The sequence below is a fragment of the Herbaspirillum sp. 3R11 genome, from assembly GCF_004563925.1.
Lineage (GTDB): Bacteria > Pseudomonadota > Gammaproteobacteria > Burkholderiales > Burkholderiaceae_D > Herbaspirillum.
On sequence record NZ_SPNJ01000001.1, the window covers coordinates 669,879 to 684,690 of the forward strand.

At 63.6% G+C, this 14,812-nt stretch carries 14 protein-coding genes; 5 read left to right on the top strand and 9 right to left on the bottom strand.

Going from position 1 to position 14,812, the window contains the following annotated elements:
• Positions 1-19: 19 nt before the first annotated feature.
• Positions 20-979: a diguanylate cyclase gene (locus E4P32_RS03140; RefSeq protein ID WP_116433921.1), complete on the top strand. Its 960-nt coding sequence runs from the start codon at positions 20-22 to the stop codon at positions 977-979.
• 47 nt (positions 980-1,026) lie between these two features.
• Here E4P32_RS03140 and E4P32_RS03145 read toward each other — a convergent pair whose 3' ends face one another.
• From E4P32_RS03145 to E4P32_RS03170, 6 genes are all read right to left on the bottom strand, one after another.
• Positions 1,027-2,676 (bottom strand): fatty acid--CoA ligase, encoded by a 1,650-nt coding sequence (locus tag E4P32_RS03145; RefSeq protein ID WP_116433303.1) that lies wholly within the window; start codon positions 2,674-2,676, stop codon positions 1,027-1,029.
• A gap of 133 nt (positions 2,677-2,809) precedes the next feature.
• On the bottom strand, positions 2,810-3,157 hold the full coding sequence (locus E4P32_RS03150; RefSeq protein ID WP_116433302.1) for a copper-binding protein: 348 nt from the start codon (positions 3,155-3,157) through the stop codon (positions 2,810-2,812).
• Positions 3,158-3,172: 15 nt separating this feature from the next.
• Entirely contained in the window at positions 3,173-4,555 is a 1,383-nt protein-coding gene (locus E4P32_RS03155; protein ID WP_116433301.1) for a copper oxidase, read from the bottom strand.
• Positions 4,548-5,954: a TolC family protein gene (locus tag E4P32_RS03160; RefSeq protein ID WP_116433300.1), complete on the bottom strand. Its 1,407-nt coding sequence runs from the start codon at positions 5,952-5,954 to the stop codon at positions 4,548-4,550. The genes E4P32_RS03155 and E4P32_RS03160 overlap by 8 nt, the downstream gene beginning before the upstream one ends.
• Positions 5,955-6,058: 104 nt before the next feature.
• Positions 6,059-6,454 (bottom strand): hypothetical protein, encoded by a 396-nt coding sequence (locus E4P32_RS03165; RefSeq protein ID WP_116433299.1) that lies wholly within the window; start codon positions 6,452-6,454, stop codon positions 6,059-6,061.
• A gap of 34 nt (positions 6,455-6,488) precedes the next feature.
• Positions 6,489-7,703 (bottom strand): citrate synthase, encoded by a 1,215-nt coding sequence (locus E4P32_RS03170; RefSeq protein WP_116433298.1) that lies wholly within the window; start codon positions 7,701-7,703, stop codon positions 6,489-6,491.
• Between the two features lie 107 nt (positions 7,704-7,810).
• Here E4P32_RS03170 and E4P32_RS03175 point away from each other — a divergent pair, with 107 nt between their 5' ends.
• A complete protein-coding gene (locus E4P32_RS03175; protein WP_116433920.1) occupies positions 7,811-9,193 on the top strand; it encodes a CoA transferase in 1,383 nt (460 codons plus the stop codon).
• A 6-nt stretch (positions 9,194-9,199) separates the two neighbouring features.
• On the opposite strand, the gene E4P32_RS03180 is transcribed toward E4P32_RS03175, so the two are convergent.
• Positions 9,200-11,473 carry a heavy metal translocating P-type ATPase gene (locus E4P32_RS03180; protein ID WP_116433297.1) on the bottom strand — a complete coding sequence of 758 codons (2,274 nt, stop codon included), beginning with the start codon at positions 11,471-11,473 and terminating at the stop codon, positions 9,200-9,202.
• A 114-nt stretch (positions 11,474-11,587) separates the two neighbouring features.
• On the opposite strand from E4P32_RS03180, the gene cadR reads away from it, so the two are divergent.
• From cadR to E4P32_RS03195, 3 genes are all read left to right on the top strand, one after another.
• Positions 11,588-12,040: a Cd(II)/Pb(II)-responsive transcriptional regulator gene (gene cadR / locus E4P32_RS03185; RefSeq protein WP_116433296.1), complete on the top strand. Its 453-nt coding sequence runs from the start codon at positions 11,588-11,590 to the stop codon at positions 12,038-12,040.
• A gap of 129 nt (positions 12,041-12,169) precedes the next feature.
• Positions 12,170-12,931, top strand: a complete 762-nt coding sequence (locus E4P32_RS03190) for a DUF3658 domain-containing protein (protein ID WP_116433295.1) — start codon at positions 12,170-12,172, stop codon at positions 12,929-12,931.
• Between the two features lie 90 nt (positions 12,932-13,021).
• Positions 13,022-13,384 (top strand): NirD/YgiW/YdeI family stress tolerance protein, encoded by a 363-nt coding sequence (locus E4P32_RS03195; RefSeq protein WP_233526571.1) that lies wholly within the window; start codon positions 13,022-13,024, stop codon positions 13,382-13,384.
• On the opposite strand, the gene E4P32_RS03200 is transcribed toward E4P32_RS03195, so the two are convergent.
• Positions 13,381-14,370 carry a Gfo/Idh/MocA family oxidoreductase gene (locus tag E4P32_RS03200; protein WP_116433294.1) on the bottom strand — a complete coding sequence of 330 codons (990 nt, stop codon included), beginning with the start codon at positions 14,368-14,370 and terminating at the stop codon, positions 13,381-13,383. The two genes, E4P32_RS03195 and E4P32_RS03200, sit on opposite strands and share 4 nt — an antisense overlap.
• Positions 14,371-14,386: 16 nt before the next feature.
• A complete protein-coding gene (gene cueR, locus E4P32_RS03205; protein WP_116433918.1) occupies positions 14,387-14,794 on the bottom strand; it encodes a Cu(I)-responsive transcriptional regulator in 408 nt (135 codons plus the stop codon).
• Between the last annotated feature and the right edge of the window lie 18 nt (positions 14,795-14,812).

Here is a 14,812-nt window from a genome sequence, read left to right on the forward strand (position 1 = left end):
GCCGGCCGACTACAAGATCATGGTGTTGCTGGTCGATGACCAGGCCATGGTCGGCGAAGCGATCCGGCGTGCGCTGCTGACCGAAGCCGACATCGATTTCCATTTCTGTTCGCGCGCTGAAGACGCCCAGGGCATTGCCGAAAAGACCCAGCCCACCGTGATCCTGCAGGATCTGGTGATGCCCGGCGTCGACGGCCTCACGCTGGTGAAGCAGTACCGCAGCAATCCGCTGACGATGGATATTCCGATCATCGTGCTGTCGAGCAAGGAAGACCCGCTGGTCAAGCGCGACGCCTTCGCCACCGGCGTCAACGATTACATGGTGAAGCTGCCGGACACGATCGAACTGATCGCACGCATCCGCTACCACTCGCGCTCGTACAACAACCAGCTGCAGCGCGACGCCGCCTACCGTGCCTTGCGCGAGAGCCAGCAGCAACTGCAGAAGAGCAATTTCGAACTGCAGCGCCTGACCAATACCGACGGCCTGACCAGCATCGCCAACCGCCGCTATTTCGATGATTACCTGAACGCGGAATGGAAGCGCGCCAAGCGCGTGCAGCAAGAGATTTCCCTGCTGCTGATCGACGTCGACAACTTCAAGCTGTACAACGACAATTACGGCCACGTCGCCGGCGATCAGGTGCTCAAGAATGTCGCACGTGCGATGGAAGCCAGCGCGGTGCGTTCATCCGACCTCAGCGCACGCTACGGCGGCGAAGAGTTCGCGGTCATCCTGCCGGGCACCGATGCCGAAGGCGCGCGCGCTGCCGGCGAAAAATTGCGCGAGATGGTGGAAGCCTTGCACATCGGCCATGCGCATTCGACCACCGGCGAATGGGTCACCGTCAGCGTCGGCGCGGCGACCGTGATTCCCAAGGAAGAACAGACCCAGAGCGACCTGATCCGCCTGGCGGACAAACGTCTCTACAAGGCCAAGCAGGGCGGCAAGAACCGCGTGATGTCACAGGACGACTGAACTTGTTCTGAGCGCCCGGATGTCGTGCAATCGGTCACGCCAGCCTGTCACGACGGATACTGCTCGCGCATCACGCGCTTGTTGAGCTTGCCGACGCTGGTGCGCGCCAGTTCTTTCACGAACTCGATGCGATCCGGCACGCCGTATTTTGAAATCACGCCGTCGTCGGCTGCCGCCAGCACCAGCTTGCGGATGTCGTCGGCGTCGATCTTGCCGGCCTGGTCAGCCTTGAGCACCACCAGCGCCACCGGGCGTTCGCCCCATTTGGCATCCTTCACGCCGATCACCGCGATCTCCGCCACCGCGGGGTGACGCGCGATGATTTCTTCGATCTCCAGGGACGACACCCATTCGCCGCCGGTCTTGATCACATCCTTGATGCGATCGGTGACCTGCAGATAGCCGCGCGCATCGATGTTGCCGATGTCCTGCGTGTGCAGCCAGCCGCCTTCCCACAGACCTTGCGACGCCTCCGGATTGTGCAGGTAGCCTTGCGTGAGCCAGGGCGCGCGCACCACCACTTCGCCGGTGCTCTTGCCGTCGTGCGGGCAGTCGTTCATCTCGGCGTCGACCGTACGCAGCGCCACCAGCGGTATCGGGCGGCCGGTCTTCACGCGTGTGGCAACGTCTTGTCCGGTGCCGAGTTCGGCGGTGGGTACGTGCGCCAGCGAAAGGATCGGGCAGGTCTCCGACATGCCGTAGCCGGTGAAGACGTCAATGCCGCGTTCGCGCGCCGTCTGCGCCAGCGCGCTGGTCATGGCCGAGCCGCCGATGATCATTTTCCAGTTCGACAGATCGACGTCTTTTGCCGCCGGCGCGCTCAGCACCATGTGCAGGATGGTCGGCACGCAATGCGAGAAGGTGACCTTCTCCGTATCGATCAGTTTGAGAATGGTGTCGGGCACGTAGCGGCCCGGATAGACCTGTTTGAGCCCGGCCATCGTGGCGACGTAGGGCAGGCCCCAGGCGTGCACGTGGAACATCGGCGTGAGCGGCATGTAGACGTCGTCGCGATGCAGGCGTCCTTGCTGCGGCGCCAGCGCCAGGCCGGCAGTCACCGCCAGCGTGTGCAGCACCAGCTGGCGATGGCTGAAGTAGACGCCCTTGGGCAGGCCGGTGGTGCCGGTGGTGTAGAAAGTGGTGGCGCGCGCGTTCTCGTCGAAGTCGGGGAACTCGCAGGTCGGCGAGGCTTGCGCCAGCAGTTCTTCGTACTCGCCCGCGAAGCCGGGACCGCGCGGCGCCGGCGTGCCGTCGTCGGTGATCAGCACGCAGCGCGTGAGCGTCTTGAGCTCGCCGCGGATCTGCTTGAGGATGGGCATGAAATCCGAATTCACCAGCAGCACGTCGGCCTGCGCATGGTTCAGCGTGTAGGCGATTTGTTCCGGCGACAGGCGCACATTGACGGTCTGCAGCACGCAGCCGAGCATCGGCACGGCGAAGAAGCATTCGAGATAGCGGTGGCTGTCCCAGTCCATCACGGCGACGGTATTGCCGCGCTGCAGGCCGAGTTCGCGCAGCATGTTGCCGAGGCGCTGGATGCGCACGTTAAGGTCGGCGTAGGTATGGCGGCGCTGGTTGTCGATGCCGTAGACGATTTCCTGGTCGGGCGCGGTCGCCATGGAGGAGTGCAGCAATTGCTTGATCAGCAGCGGGTAGCTGTAGGCTTCGGGGGTGGTGTCGATGATGTGGGCGCTCATGCGGTCTCCTGTCGTTGTTATGGCGGCAAGTGGGCCGGCGCGCACAAGGTGGGCGATGTGCGCGCTGCGTACTTTTCCGGAACGACGATGATAGCCCGATTTGCTGTCGCGAGTCTTGCCGGCGCAGAGCAGCTTACTTCACCGGTTCAGCTTCGATGGAGGTCACGGTCAGCACGCCGTTGGTCTTCTCGGCGGTGAACAGGATCTGGTCGCCCACCTTGGCCTTGGCCAGCAAGTCCGGGGCGGCGGCGCGGAACACCATCGTCATTGGTGGCATGCCGAGGTTGGGGATGTCGGCGTGACGAATGGTGATCTTGCCGGTGTCAGTGTCGACCTTGCGGATTTCGCCGTGGACTTGCGGTGCGGTCGCAGAGCCGGTCTGCATGGCATGCATGCCGTGATTCATTTCTTGCGCTGCGGCAGGCAAAACAGACAGGAGGCCGGCGGCGGCGAGGAGGATGGCGAAGGCAGTTTTTTTCATGAAATTTTCCTTTGATCAGTGTTGGTGTGTGCGACGAACGACGTTGACGGTGTTGTCGTCGACTTTGGTTTTTGGGCCGGGTGCGGCGACGGCCGGTTGACCGGCGCCGCGCCACTCGTAAGCGACCGTGCCGGGCGGCGCCTGGTACCAGCCGGGGTCGCGGTAGTCGTTGCGCGCCAGGTTCTTGCGCACCTTGACGACGCTGAACATGCCGCCCATTTCCAGCGATCCGTAAGGTCCGGCTCCGCCCATCATCGGCAGCGTGTTGTCGGGCAGCGGCATCTCCATGTCGCCCATGGCGCCGCCCTTGTCGCCCATCACCATGTAGTCGGGAATGAGGCGGTTGATCTTCTTCGCCAGGTCGGCCTGTTCGACGCCGATCATGGTCGGCACGCTGTGGCCCATGGCGTTCATGGTGTGGTGCGACTTGTGGCAATGCAGCGCCCAGTCGCCTTCTTCGGTGGCGTCGAATTCGATCGCGCGCATCTGGCCGACCGCGATGTCGGCGCTGACTTCAGGCCAGCGCGAAGCGGTAGGAGTCCAGCCGCCGTCGGTGCCGGTGACGACGAATTCATGGCCGTGCAGGTGGATGGGATGATTGGTCATGGTCAGGTTGCCGACGCGGATGCGCACGCGGTCGTTCTGCCGCACCGGCAGCGCGTCGATGCCGGGGAAAGCGCGGCTGTTCCAGGTCCACAGGTTGAAGTCGAGCATGGTATTGACCTTGGGCGTGGCGGCGCCCGGTTCGATGTCGTAGGCGTTGAGCAGGAAGACGAAATCGCGGTCCACGCGCATGAAGTTCGGATCCTTGGGATGCGTGATCCAGAAGCCCATCATGCCCATCGCCATCTGCACCATTTCATCGGCATGCGGGTGGTACATGAAGGTGCCCGCGCGGCGCGCCGTGAATTCGTAGACGAAGGTCTTGCCCGGCGGGATACCCGGCTGGGTCAGGCCGGTGACGCCGTCCATGCCGTTGGGCAGGCGCTGGCCGTGCCAGTGCACCGAAGTGTGTTCAGGCAGCTTGTTGGTGACGAAGATGCGCACGCGGTCGCCTTCCACGACTTCGATGGTGGGGCCGGGGCTTTGGCCGTTGTAGCCCCACAGGTTGGCTTTCATGCCGGGGGCGATTTCGCGCACCACCGGTTCGGCGACGAGGTGGAATTCCTTGACACCGTTGTTCATGCGCCAGGGCAGCGACCAGCCGTTGAGGGTGACGACGGGATGATAGGGCCGGCCGTTGGGCGGTATCAGCGGCGCTTGCGTGGCGGCGCTGCTTTGCACCGCGGCTTCGGGCAGCGAGGCGGCGCCGATGCGCGTGACGGCGGTGGCGCCGACAGCCAGCGCGGACCCTTGCAGGAAGGCGCGGCGGCTCAGTTTGTTGGCGGCGTCAGTCATGTCTGTTTCCTTCAATATTGTTTGGTGCAGGAGCGCTCCGTCCGCCCAGCGCCAGCTGCAGGTCGCTGTCGGCGATCCAGTAGTCGCGTGATGCGTCGATGGCGGCATTGACGGCGTTGGCTTGTTCGCGCGCATCGGCCAGCAGTTCGAATACGCTCGCCAGCATGCCGTTGTAGCGCAGCAGGTATTCGTCGGAGATGCGTTTGCGCAGCGGCACTACGTCATCGCGATACTGGCGGGCCAGGGCGTAGGCGTTCTGCTGCGCGGCATAGGCGACGCGCACTTCCGATTGCGCCTGCACGGCGGTGGCGGCGAGCCGGTGCGCCGCCTGCATGTAGATCGCCTCGGCCTTGGCCACGCGCGCGCCGCCCCAGTCGAACAGCGGGATCTCTATGCCGGCCTGGTAGCCGACTTCGGCGGCCTTGCCGGTTTCCGAATTGCGCACGTAGCCGAGATCGAGCACGTTGACGAAGCGGGTGGCTTTGCTGAGTCCGAGCGAGGTTTGCAGCGCGGCGACTTCCAGTTTTGCCGATTGCACGTCGAGCCGCTGTTCCATCGCGACCTGTTCGCTGTCAGCCAGCGTGACCGGCTGCTTGGGAAGATCGGGAAGGCGCTGCGGCAATTGCAGTTCGCCGTCTTGCCGGCGCAGTCCAAGCAGACGTATCAGATTTTCGCGTTCCTGCACTGCTTGCGTGCGGGCGCGCGTCAGTTGGGCGGAGGTGTCGAGGTAGAACGCCTGCTCACGTGCGGCGTCGAGTTGCGAGAAATTGCCTTTCTTCGCCATGCGCACGGCGAGCTCGTGGGCGACTTCAGCGGCTTGTTTTACCTGCTCCAGATACTGCAGACTCTGCGTCGCCGCGATGCTCTGGAAGTAAGCCTTGCGCGTCTGCGCGGCGGTGCGCAACATGGCGTCCGCCACCTTCAGTTTGGTCTGTTCGAAGCGTCGCGCCTCGATGCGCGATGCGGCGGGCATGGTCAGCAGACGCATCACCGACAGCGACAGGCTGCGCTCGATCTTGATGTCGCCGCCGCTGTGCGTTCGCCCGAAACTGAAGCCTGGATTGGGCAGCCGTCCGGCCTGCACCAGGTCGGCCTCGGCGATGCCGAGTTCGCTGTAGGAAGCCTGCAGTTCGCGGTTGTTGATCAGGGCGATCTGTACCGCGTCGTCGACGGCCAGCGGTCGTGCCAGCATGGCTCGGACGCGGCGGGCGACGTTGTCGGCGTCCTGTTCAGATCGCGTCCAACTGGTTTCTTTGTTGAGTCGCTGTTGTGCGGCCTGGTTGACGGTGTTGAAACCGCCGTCGTCGCTGAAACTCGCACAGCCCGCAAGAACAAAAACGGCAAGCAGCGGCGGCGCGAGTGGACGCAAAAATCTGCGCAAGAAGGGAAATGCATTCATGTAAGCCTCGTGCAAACGACAAGTTCGCCGGCGCACGATCAACATCACGCGCCGGAACGGTTGCAGGAAGCTGCAGGCGGATTACGCCGGTGCAGCTTCAGGGATTACACGGACAGTGAAGGGGGGCGTTCGGGATTTTCCGGCGTATAGCCGACGAAGCCGTGCGGCGTGTCGGCGACGTGGATGTCTGCCGCGACGGGCAGGTTGATGAGCTTGTCGAGCGCCAGCGGCAGGACCGCGCCGATGGTGCAGACGCTGCAGGAACTGCACGATGCCGAGGAAGCCTTGTGCTGATGCGGCATCGTGTGGTCGGTGTCGGCTTGCGTGCTCATGTCGTGCATGGCATGACCGCTGTGATGATGCGTGTCAGCAGCAGGCGCAACCACTGTCGGCATCTGATGCGACGACGCGCAACCGGCCTGCACCGCGGCAGCGAATCCCTGGACGGGAATCGCAAAGGCCAGCAGCCAGAGCAGGAGGATTTTTACGCGCGAAGTCATGGGCCGTAGTGTATCACTGCCGAAAATAGTCTCGTTATTTTACGAGATCAACGACAGATGGAACCGGACGTGGACCGGTGTACGCCGCACGCGGCCGGATCAGTTCCCCGCTGGCGCGCTGCTCCAGCGCCTGCGCGATCCAGCCCATGCCGCGCCCCAGCGCGAACAGGCCGAAGGCGGCGCCCACCGGCAATTGCAGATGCCGCCGCAGCGCCACCAGCGCAAAGTCCACCGACGGATGCTGGCCGATCAGGTTGCGGGTGGCGCCGATGATGTCGCGCCAGGCGGGATGATGCGGCAATACTTCCGCCAGCAAGGCATTGGCGCGCACGTCGCCGTCGGGATAAAGGTGGTGGCCGAAGCCGGGCAAGTCGTCGCCGCGCGCCAGGCGTCGTTGCAATCCGGCAGCAATATCGGCTTTTCCATGCTCACCGATTTCATCCAGCAAGGCTTCCACGCGTGCCGTGGTTCCGCCGTGCTTGCCGCCGGTCAGCGCCGCAAGTCCGGCGATCACCGAGGCGCGCAGGCTGGTGCCGGTGGACGCCACGCAGCGGGCGGTGAAACTCGAGGCGTTGAGCTCGTGATCGGCGCACAGCACCAGCGCCATGCGCACCAGCGCGGCGCCGTGCGCATCCAGCTTCCACGCCTTGGCGCATTGTTCATGGATGGGCGCTGACGATGGTCGCGTGCCGAGCAGGCTGGCGGCGAGCAGGCGCATCAGCGCACCGCTGCCTTCGGCGGTGCGCTCGGGCGAGGTTTGCCACAGTGCAGTGGCGGCGTCGTCGCTGGCGATCGTGAACAGCGGCAGCAGCGATTCTTCCGCACGGCGTCCGGCGAAATGTTTGAGCAGGCCGGCGTAGGCGGGATGCGCCGTCGCTTCGCCGGGGCCGAAAGCCTGTCGTACGTCAGCGTTCCACAGCAGTGCGGCGACATCTTCCACGGACTGCGAGTTCGCCAGCGCGACAGCGTCGCGGCCGCGATAGTAGAGCCGGCCGTCTTCGATCAGCGTGATGGCCGATTCCAGCACCGGCAGGCCCCAGCTGAGCGTGGCCTTGGCGACTTCCTTCGGCTTGCGTCCGCGCGTGCGCTGGGTCGCCAGGCGCGTGACTTCTTCTTCCAGATAGCGGCTTTCACGCGCAGTGCCGTCCGACTGCGCGCTGAGCAGGCCGCGGCTGACGTAGGCATACAGGGTCTGGCGCGAGACGCCGAGCGCGGCGGCGGCTTCGGCGGAGCTGAGGTAGGTGGGCATAGTGGTTCCGGCAGAGAGTTATGTTGATTATATTAATCAATATTGACAATTAAAACGAGCGGAATATGCTTCAGTCATCTTCACGAATCTTCCGATGAAAGGTCATGATGTCTGCTCAATCACACCAAAGCACGCAGGCTTTCCTGCGCGAAATCTGGCTGGCCGCACAGGGCGAGTCCGCTTTCCTTGAACAAGTCCGGCTGAGCGGCGAGGGCAGCCTGCCGTCGGTCTTCGCAGTGACCGATCTGGCGGCGGGCGCCATCGGGGCCGCCGGGCTGGCGGTTGCGGAACTGGTGCAAGCTGCCGGTGGCGCTGAACAGGAAGTGGCGGCGGACCGCCGGCTGGCGTCGTTCTGGTTCGGCACCTCGCTGCGGCCGCAAGGTTGGGAAGCGCCGCCTTTGTGGGATGCGGTCGCCGGCGACTATCAGACGGCCGACGGCTGGATACGTCTGCACACCAACGCGCCGCATCATCGTGCAGCAGCACTGGCGGTGTTGAAGGCGCCGGTTGACCGGACCGCCGTCGCCCATGCCGTGGCGCAATGGAAGGCCGAGGAGCTGGAAGCCGCCGTCGTCGCGCAAGGCGGGTGCGCCGCCAAAATGCGCACTATGGAGGAGTGGCGCGTTCATCCGCAAGGCGCTGCCGTCAATGCCGAACCGCTGCTGCACATCAACGATGCGCCCGCGAGCGCGAAGCCCGGCTGGCCGATCGATCCGCAACGCCCCTTGCAGGGCATCCGCGTGCTTGATCTGACGCGTGTATTGGCGGGGCCGACCGCGACGCGCTTCATGGCCGGCTTCGGCGCCGACGTGCTGCGCCTCGATCCGCCAAGCTGGGACGAGCCGGGCGTGGTGCCAGATCTGGTGCCGGGCAAACGCTGCGCGCGGCTCGATCTGCGCACGTCGCAAGGGAAGGAAATCTTCACGCAATTGCTGGCGCAGGCCGACGTGCTGGTGCATGGCTATCGTTCTGACGCGCTGGCCGGCATGGGCTTTGACGCCGCCAATCGCCGCCGCATCAATCCGGCGCTGGTGGACGTCAGCCTCGACGCCTACGGCTGGAGCGGTCCGTGGAAAACGCGGCGCGGTTTCGACAGCCTGGTGCAGATGAGCAGCGGCATCGCCGAAGCCGGCATGCGCCGCCTCGGCCGCGACAAGCCGACGCCGCTGCCGGTGCAGGCGCTGGATCACGCCACCGGTTACCTGATGGCGACGGCGGCGATCCGTGGATTGACGCAGCGTTTGACGAGCGGCAAGGGCAGCGAGGTGCGCATGTCGCTGGCGCGCATGGCGCAGCTGCTGGTGACGGGGTCGGGCAATCAGGTCGATGCGGCGCTTGCCGCAGAAAACGCCGGCGATCTGGCGCCGGCGATTGAACAGACTTTCTGGGGGCCGGCGCAACGTGTGCGCGGTGCAGTGACAGTGGGTGGAACAGCGATGGCCTGGGACAGGCCGGCTGCGCCGCTCGGGTCGGCGCAGCCGGTGTGGTGAGGATTTCTACAGCGAGCGCACCAATCGCAGGCCGTTGAACACCACGATCAGGCTCGCACCCATGTCGGCGAATACCGCCATCCACAGCGAGCTTTCACCGGCCAGCGCGAGCGCGAGGAATACCGCCTTGATGCCGAGTGCAATCGTGATGTTTTGCATCAGCACGCTGTGGGTCTTTTTGCTCAGGCGGATGAAGTCGGGAATCTTGCGCAGGTCGTCGTCCATCAGCGCGACGTCGGCGGTTTCCAGTGCGGTGTCGGTGCCGGCCGCGCCCATGGCGAAACCGATCTGCGCACGCGCCAGCGCCGGCGCATCGTTGATGCCGTCGCCGACCATGCCGACGTAGCCGTGCCGCGCTATCAGCTCACCGATCGCCGTCAACTTATCTTCGGGAAGCTGGTCGCCGCGCGCATCGTCGAGCTGCACGATGTCGGCGATGGCGCGCGCGGTGTGCGCGTTGTCGCCGGTCAGCATGGTGACGCTGACGCCGAGCTGCTTCAATTGTGCGATGGCGTCGCGGCTGCTGTCGCGCACCGTGTCGGCGACAGCCAGCAGCAATTCCACGCGGCCGTCACGGCACAGGATGGTGGTCGTTTTGCCCTGCTTTTCCAATAGCTGCAGACGTGCTTCCAGCTCCGGGCTGCACATGCCCATTTCATGCACCAGGCGGTGATTGCCGAGATGGAATTCGCTGTCGCCGATGCGTCCCTTGACGCCGCGTCCGCTCAACGCTTCGAATTCTGCGACCTCGTCCGCACGTCCTTGTTGTTGCGCTGTCCAGTGCGCCGCAATTGCCGCTGAGACCGGATGATCGGAGCGCAGCGCCAGGCTGGCAGCCTGTTGCAATAACAGGGCCTGGTCGCCGTCCGACAGCAACTGCACGTCGGTGACGACCGGCTTGCCGTGTGTGATGGTGCCGGTCTTGTCGAGCGCGAGCGCCTTGATCAGGCGTCCTTGTTCCAGATACACGCCGCCCTTGATCAGGATGCCGTGGCGGGCCGCCGCAGCGAGTCCGCTGACGATGGTCACCGGCGTGGAAATCACCAGTGCGCAAGGGCAGGCGATCACCAGCAGCACCAGCGCCTTGTACAGCCACGGATAAAAAGCTGCACCCAGCAAGAGCGGCGGCACGATGGCGATCAGCGCCGCCACCGCAACTACCGCCGGGATGTAATAGCGCGCGAACTGATCGACGAAACGCTGTGTCGGTGCGCGCTGGCCTTGCGCCTGCTGCACGCTTTTGACGATGCGCGACAGCGTCGATTCGCTTTGCACTGCGGTGACGCGAAAGTCGAAGGCGCTGTTGCCGTTGATGGTGCCGGCAAAGACCTGATCGTTGCGTTGCTTGGCGACCGGCATGCTTTCGCCGGTGATCGGCGCCTGGTTGATCGCCGGCTGTCCTTGCGTGACCACGCCGTCGAGCGGAATGCGCTCGCCCGGCTTGACGCGGACTTCCGTGTTCAGCACCACCTGTTTTGCAGCGACCTCGATCCAGGCGCCGTCCTGCAGCACGGTGGCTTTGTCGGGCGACATTGCCATCAGTCCGGCGATGGCGTTGCGGGCGCGGTCCAGCGACAACGACTCGATCATCTCGGCCAGCGTGAACAGCACGATGACGACGGCAGCCTCCGGCCATTGGCCGATGATGGCGGCGCCGATCACGGCCAGCGACATCAGGAAGTTCATGTTCAGCGACAAGTGGCGCAGCGCGATCCAGCCCTTTTTGAGCGTATCGAGACCGCCCACCGCAATGGCGAACAGCGCCAGCGCAATCACCGTCAGCGAGCCGTCATCGCCACTGCGCCAAGCCACGACTTCGGCAGCCAGCGCCGCCACGCCGGCAACGCCGACCATCAGCCATTTGCGCGCGGGAATGGCATAGGACGCGCTGTGGTCGTCATCGTCGTTCATGTGGGCCTCGGCATCGAGCGTGTCGCTCTTGACCTTGGGCAGCATGTCGAGTGCGGCCAGCGTCTTGACGATGGGATCGACCGACGGCAGGCGATGCTGCACGGTCAGTTCGCGCTGGATCAGGTTGAACTGCATGGCGGCGATGCCGTCCATGTTGGCGAGGCGTTCGCGGATCAGCTTTTCTTCGGTGGGGCAATCCATCTTCTGGATGAAGAACACAGCCTCTTCGGCGTCGGCGAGGCCGGCCGGTTTGGCGTTGTCGACCGACGATTGTGCGTGATCGTGCGCATGCTCATGGGCGTGCTCGTGGACATGGCCGGCTTTCTTGCCATGATTGTGGTCGTGATCGTGGTTACAGCAATTCGACATGCGTGCTCCTGACAAGCGAGATATGGGGGCTTGCTGTATATTAAAAACCCTGAACCAGCTACAAGGTCAAGCCTTTTATAACCTTGCTTGCAGGCTGGTTGTTCTGGAGAAAGCATGGATGCACTGAAGATAGGCGAACTGGCGGCGCGCACCGATTGCCCGGTTGAAACCATCCGCTACTACGAGCGCGAAGCCTTGTTGCCCGCGCCCACGCGGTCACAGGGCAATTACCGCCTGTACGGCGACAGGCATGTCGAGCGGTTGCAATTCATCCGCCATTGCCGTTCGCTCGACATGACGCTTGACGAGGTGCGCAGCCTGTTGCAATTCCGCGATGCGCCCGAGGAAAATTGCGGTGAGGTCAACGCCTTGCTCGACAAGCACATCGGCCACGTGGCCCAGCGCATCGCCGAGCTGAAGAAGCTGCAGGTGCAATTGAAGAGCCTGCGCGCGCAATGCGACACGGCCCAGGCGACCCGCGATTGCGGCATCCTGCAAGGGCTGGCCAACATGAGCGATGACAGCAAACCGGTCAATCTTGGCAGTCACGGCAGCGGTTGTCACTAGCCGGTTTTTTACGTTGTTTCTCCCATTCTTACGACGAACTCTGTTGGGTGGATATTTTCAAAGAAACTCCCTGGCGGCGCATGAGCGTCACAGGTTCATTTTCTTGATATCCCCAACCGAGAGGTACTCGTGACCGACTTCCACCTGTTCAGTTTCGCCGCCGGCGACGACCCGATACACGCCGCTCTTCCACCCGCCCAGGCATTTTTTGCAATGGACGACTACAGTCTCGGCCCGCTTGATGACGAAAGCAAAAGAGAGGCCTTCTGGCGGGACATGCTGCGCGGGTACGAAGAGGATGATCCGGAGGAGCGGGCTACTGCGGGTTTTTCTCCTTGGCGTGAATTGCAGTCCCGGCTTCTTCAGGCACCCGCCGGCCGGGTTTATATGTGGCACGCCGCCAATGCGGCCGACTACGTGTTTGTGAGGATGGCTTGCCATTGGCTCGCGCAGACCGGGCATGCCTTGTTTGCGATCGATATACCGGAGGAGGGATACGTTCTTCCGACCCACGCGAAGCTGGAACAACTTTGTGCAGGCGCTGCCCAGATATCACCGGCGCAGCGCCTGCAATGGGCGCAGGAATTTGTCGCGATGGCTGCGCGCCCGGAGATGTTGCGGGAGCTGGATGACGCCGGACATTTGCAGTGCCGGGAAATGCACGTGCATGACGATTTCATGTTGGCATGCTGTCCGACGCAATGGCAACTGGCCGCGCGTCTGGTAGGTGAGACCATGGCGAAGGCGTGTCCGCCGCACTGTCTGGGCGACGTGTTCTGGAACATGCGCTTGCAATGTCTGATCGATGCCGGATTGATAGAAGCGGACGGTGAACGCGTCGGATTGAGGAATTACCGCGTCCGCAGACGCCAGTCCGTTCCGGGAAATTGATTTGCGGCGGGCGCTTGGTCTTGCGCTGCAGGAACCAACCGGCCGTGGGCTTTTCTAAACGGTTCGCCCTCAGAAAATTCAGGAACAGCCATGAAAAAATCCTCCGCCCGCCTGCTCGCGTTTGCCGTCGTTTTCGCCGGCGCCACCCTGACTACCACGGCCTTCGCGCAATACACCGGCCCATCGCACAAACCGTCAATACAGACCGTGGCCAGCGCCGCCAAGTCGGCCGACGACACGCATGTGGTGCTGGTCGGCGTCATCATCGCCAAGTTGCGTGACGAGCACTACACCTTCCAGGACGGCAGCGGCAAGATCGAGATCGAAATCGACGACAAGCATTTCCCGACCACGCCGATCAGTGAAACCACTCAGGTGCGTATCTACGGCAAGGTCGACAAGCATTTCGGCAAGGACGCCACCATCGACGTCAAAAAGGTCGAACCCTTCTAAGAATTTTTTCCCAGTATGCGATCCAACGCCCAGCTGGTACGCGCCGCGGTGCGTCCTGTCGACGGGTGAGCCGCACTGCCGCGCAGATGCGCGTGCATGTTGCGCACGTGGTGCAGCTGGATATTGTCGGGATTGGCGATGACAGCCTCTTCGACGCCGGCAGCGGTAGTCAGCTGCAGCGGAGCCTCTTCAAACACCGAAAAGGCAATCTTGCCAAGGCTGCCGGTGATTTCCACCTTGTCGCAGCGTTCGAAGCTGCCGAAGTTCCAGTTGCCGCTGCCGGTGACGCCGGAGGCGTGCAACCAGGCGCCGCTGACCGTATCGGCCGCTGAATACAATCCCTGCTGATTGGCGCTGTATCCGGACGCCTGCACCACCTCGCCCAGCAAATGTGCAAACAGGTCGACGCCGTGGCTGGCAAGATCGTCAAAGTATCCGCCCGCTGCAATCGTCGCATCCGTGCGCCAGTTGTAAGCGCGGCTCAGGTCGAGCGGCGAGGGCGTGCGGCTGAATTGCCAGCTGACGTTGCGCGGTGCGCCGATGCGGCCTTCGTCGAGCCAGCGTTTGACCTGCGCGAAACGCGGCAGCGAACGCCGGTAATAGGCGACGAACAAGGGCCGGCCGCGGTTTTCAAATGCCGCGCAGATGGTTTCGCATTCGGCGAACGTGGGCGCCATCGGCTTTTCAATGCAGCAAGGTTTGTTCGCCGCCGCCACTTTCAAGGCGTAGAACAGGTGCGTGTCGGGCGGCGTCGCGATGTAGATGGCGTCGATGTCCGGATCGGCAATCAGCGCATCGGCATCGTCGTAGTGCCGCGGCACGCCGTGCCGGCGCGCGTAGTCGGCCGCCTTGGCGGCGTCGCGGCGCATCACGGCGTGCAGCGCGAAGCCGGGCGTCTGCTGATAGGCCGGACCGCTCTTGCGTTCGGTGACGGCGCCGCAGCCGATGATGGCCCAGCGGATGGTCTCGGGAAGCGTATTTAACATAGGCCTGATTCGCTGTTCAATGTGTCGCCGCCGGATGCCCGGCACCCAGCGCATCGAGGATCGGACAATCGGGCCGGCTGTCGCCATGGCAATCGTGAGCGAGTTGCTGCAAGGTTGATTTCATCGCCTGCAGTTCACGTATCTTGATATCGAGTTCGGCGATGTGATCATTCGCCAGTTGCTTGACCTTGCGGCTCGGGCGCGACTGGTCCAGCCACAAGCCCATCAGGTCGCCGATCTGCTTCATCGAAAAACCGAGCACGCGGCCTTGCCGGATGAAGCGCAGCAGGTGCACGTCGCGCTCGCCGTAGAGGCGATAGCCGGCGTCAGTGCGGGCCACTTTGGGCACCAGGCCAATGTCTTCGTAGTGGCGGATCATCTTGGCGGATACGCCGGAAGCCTGTGCTGCTTCACCGATGTTCATGCTTGTGCCTGTGCTCAT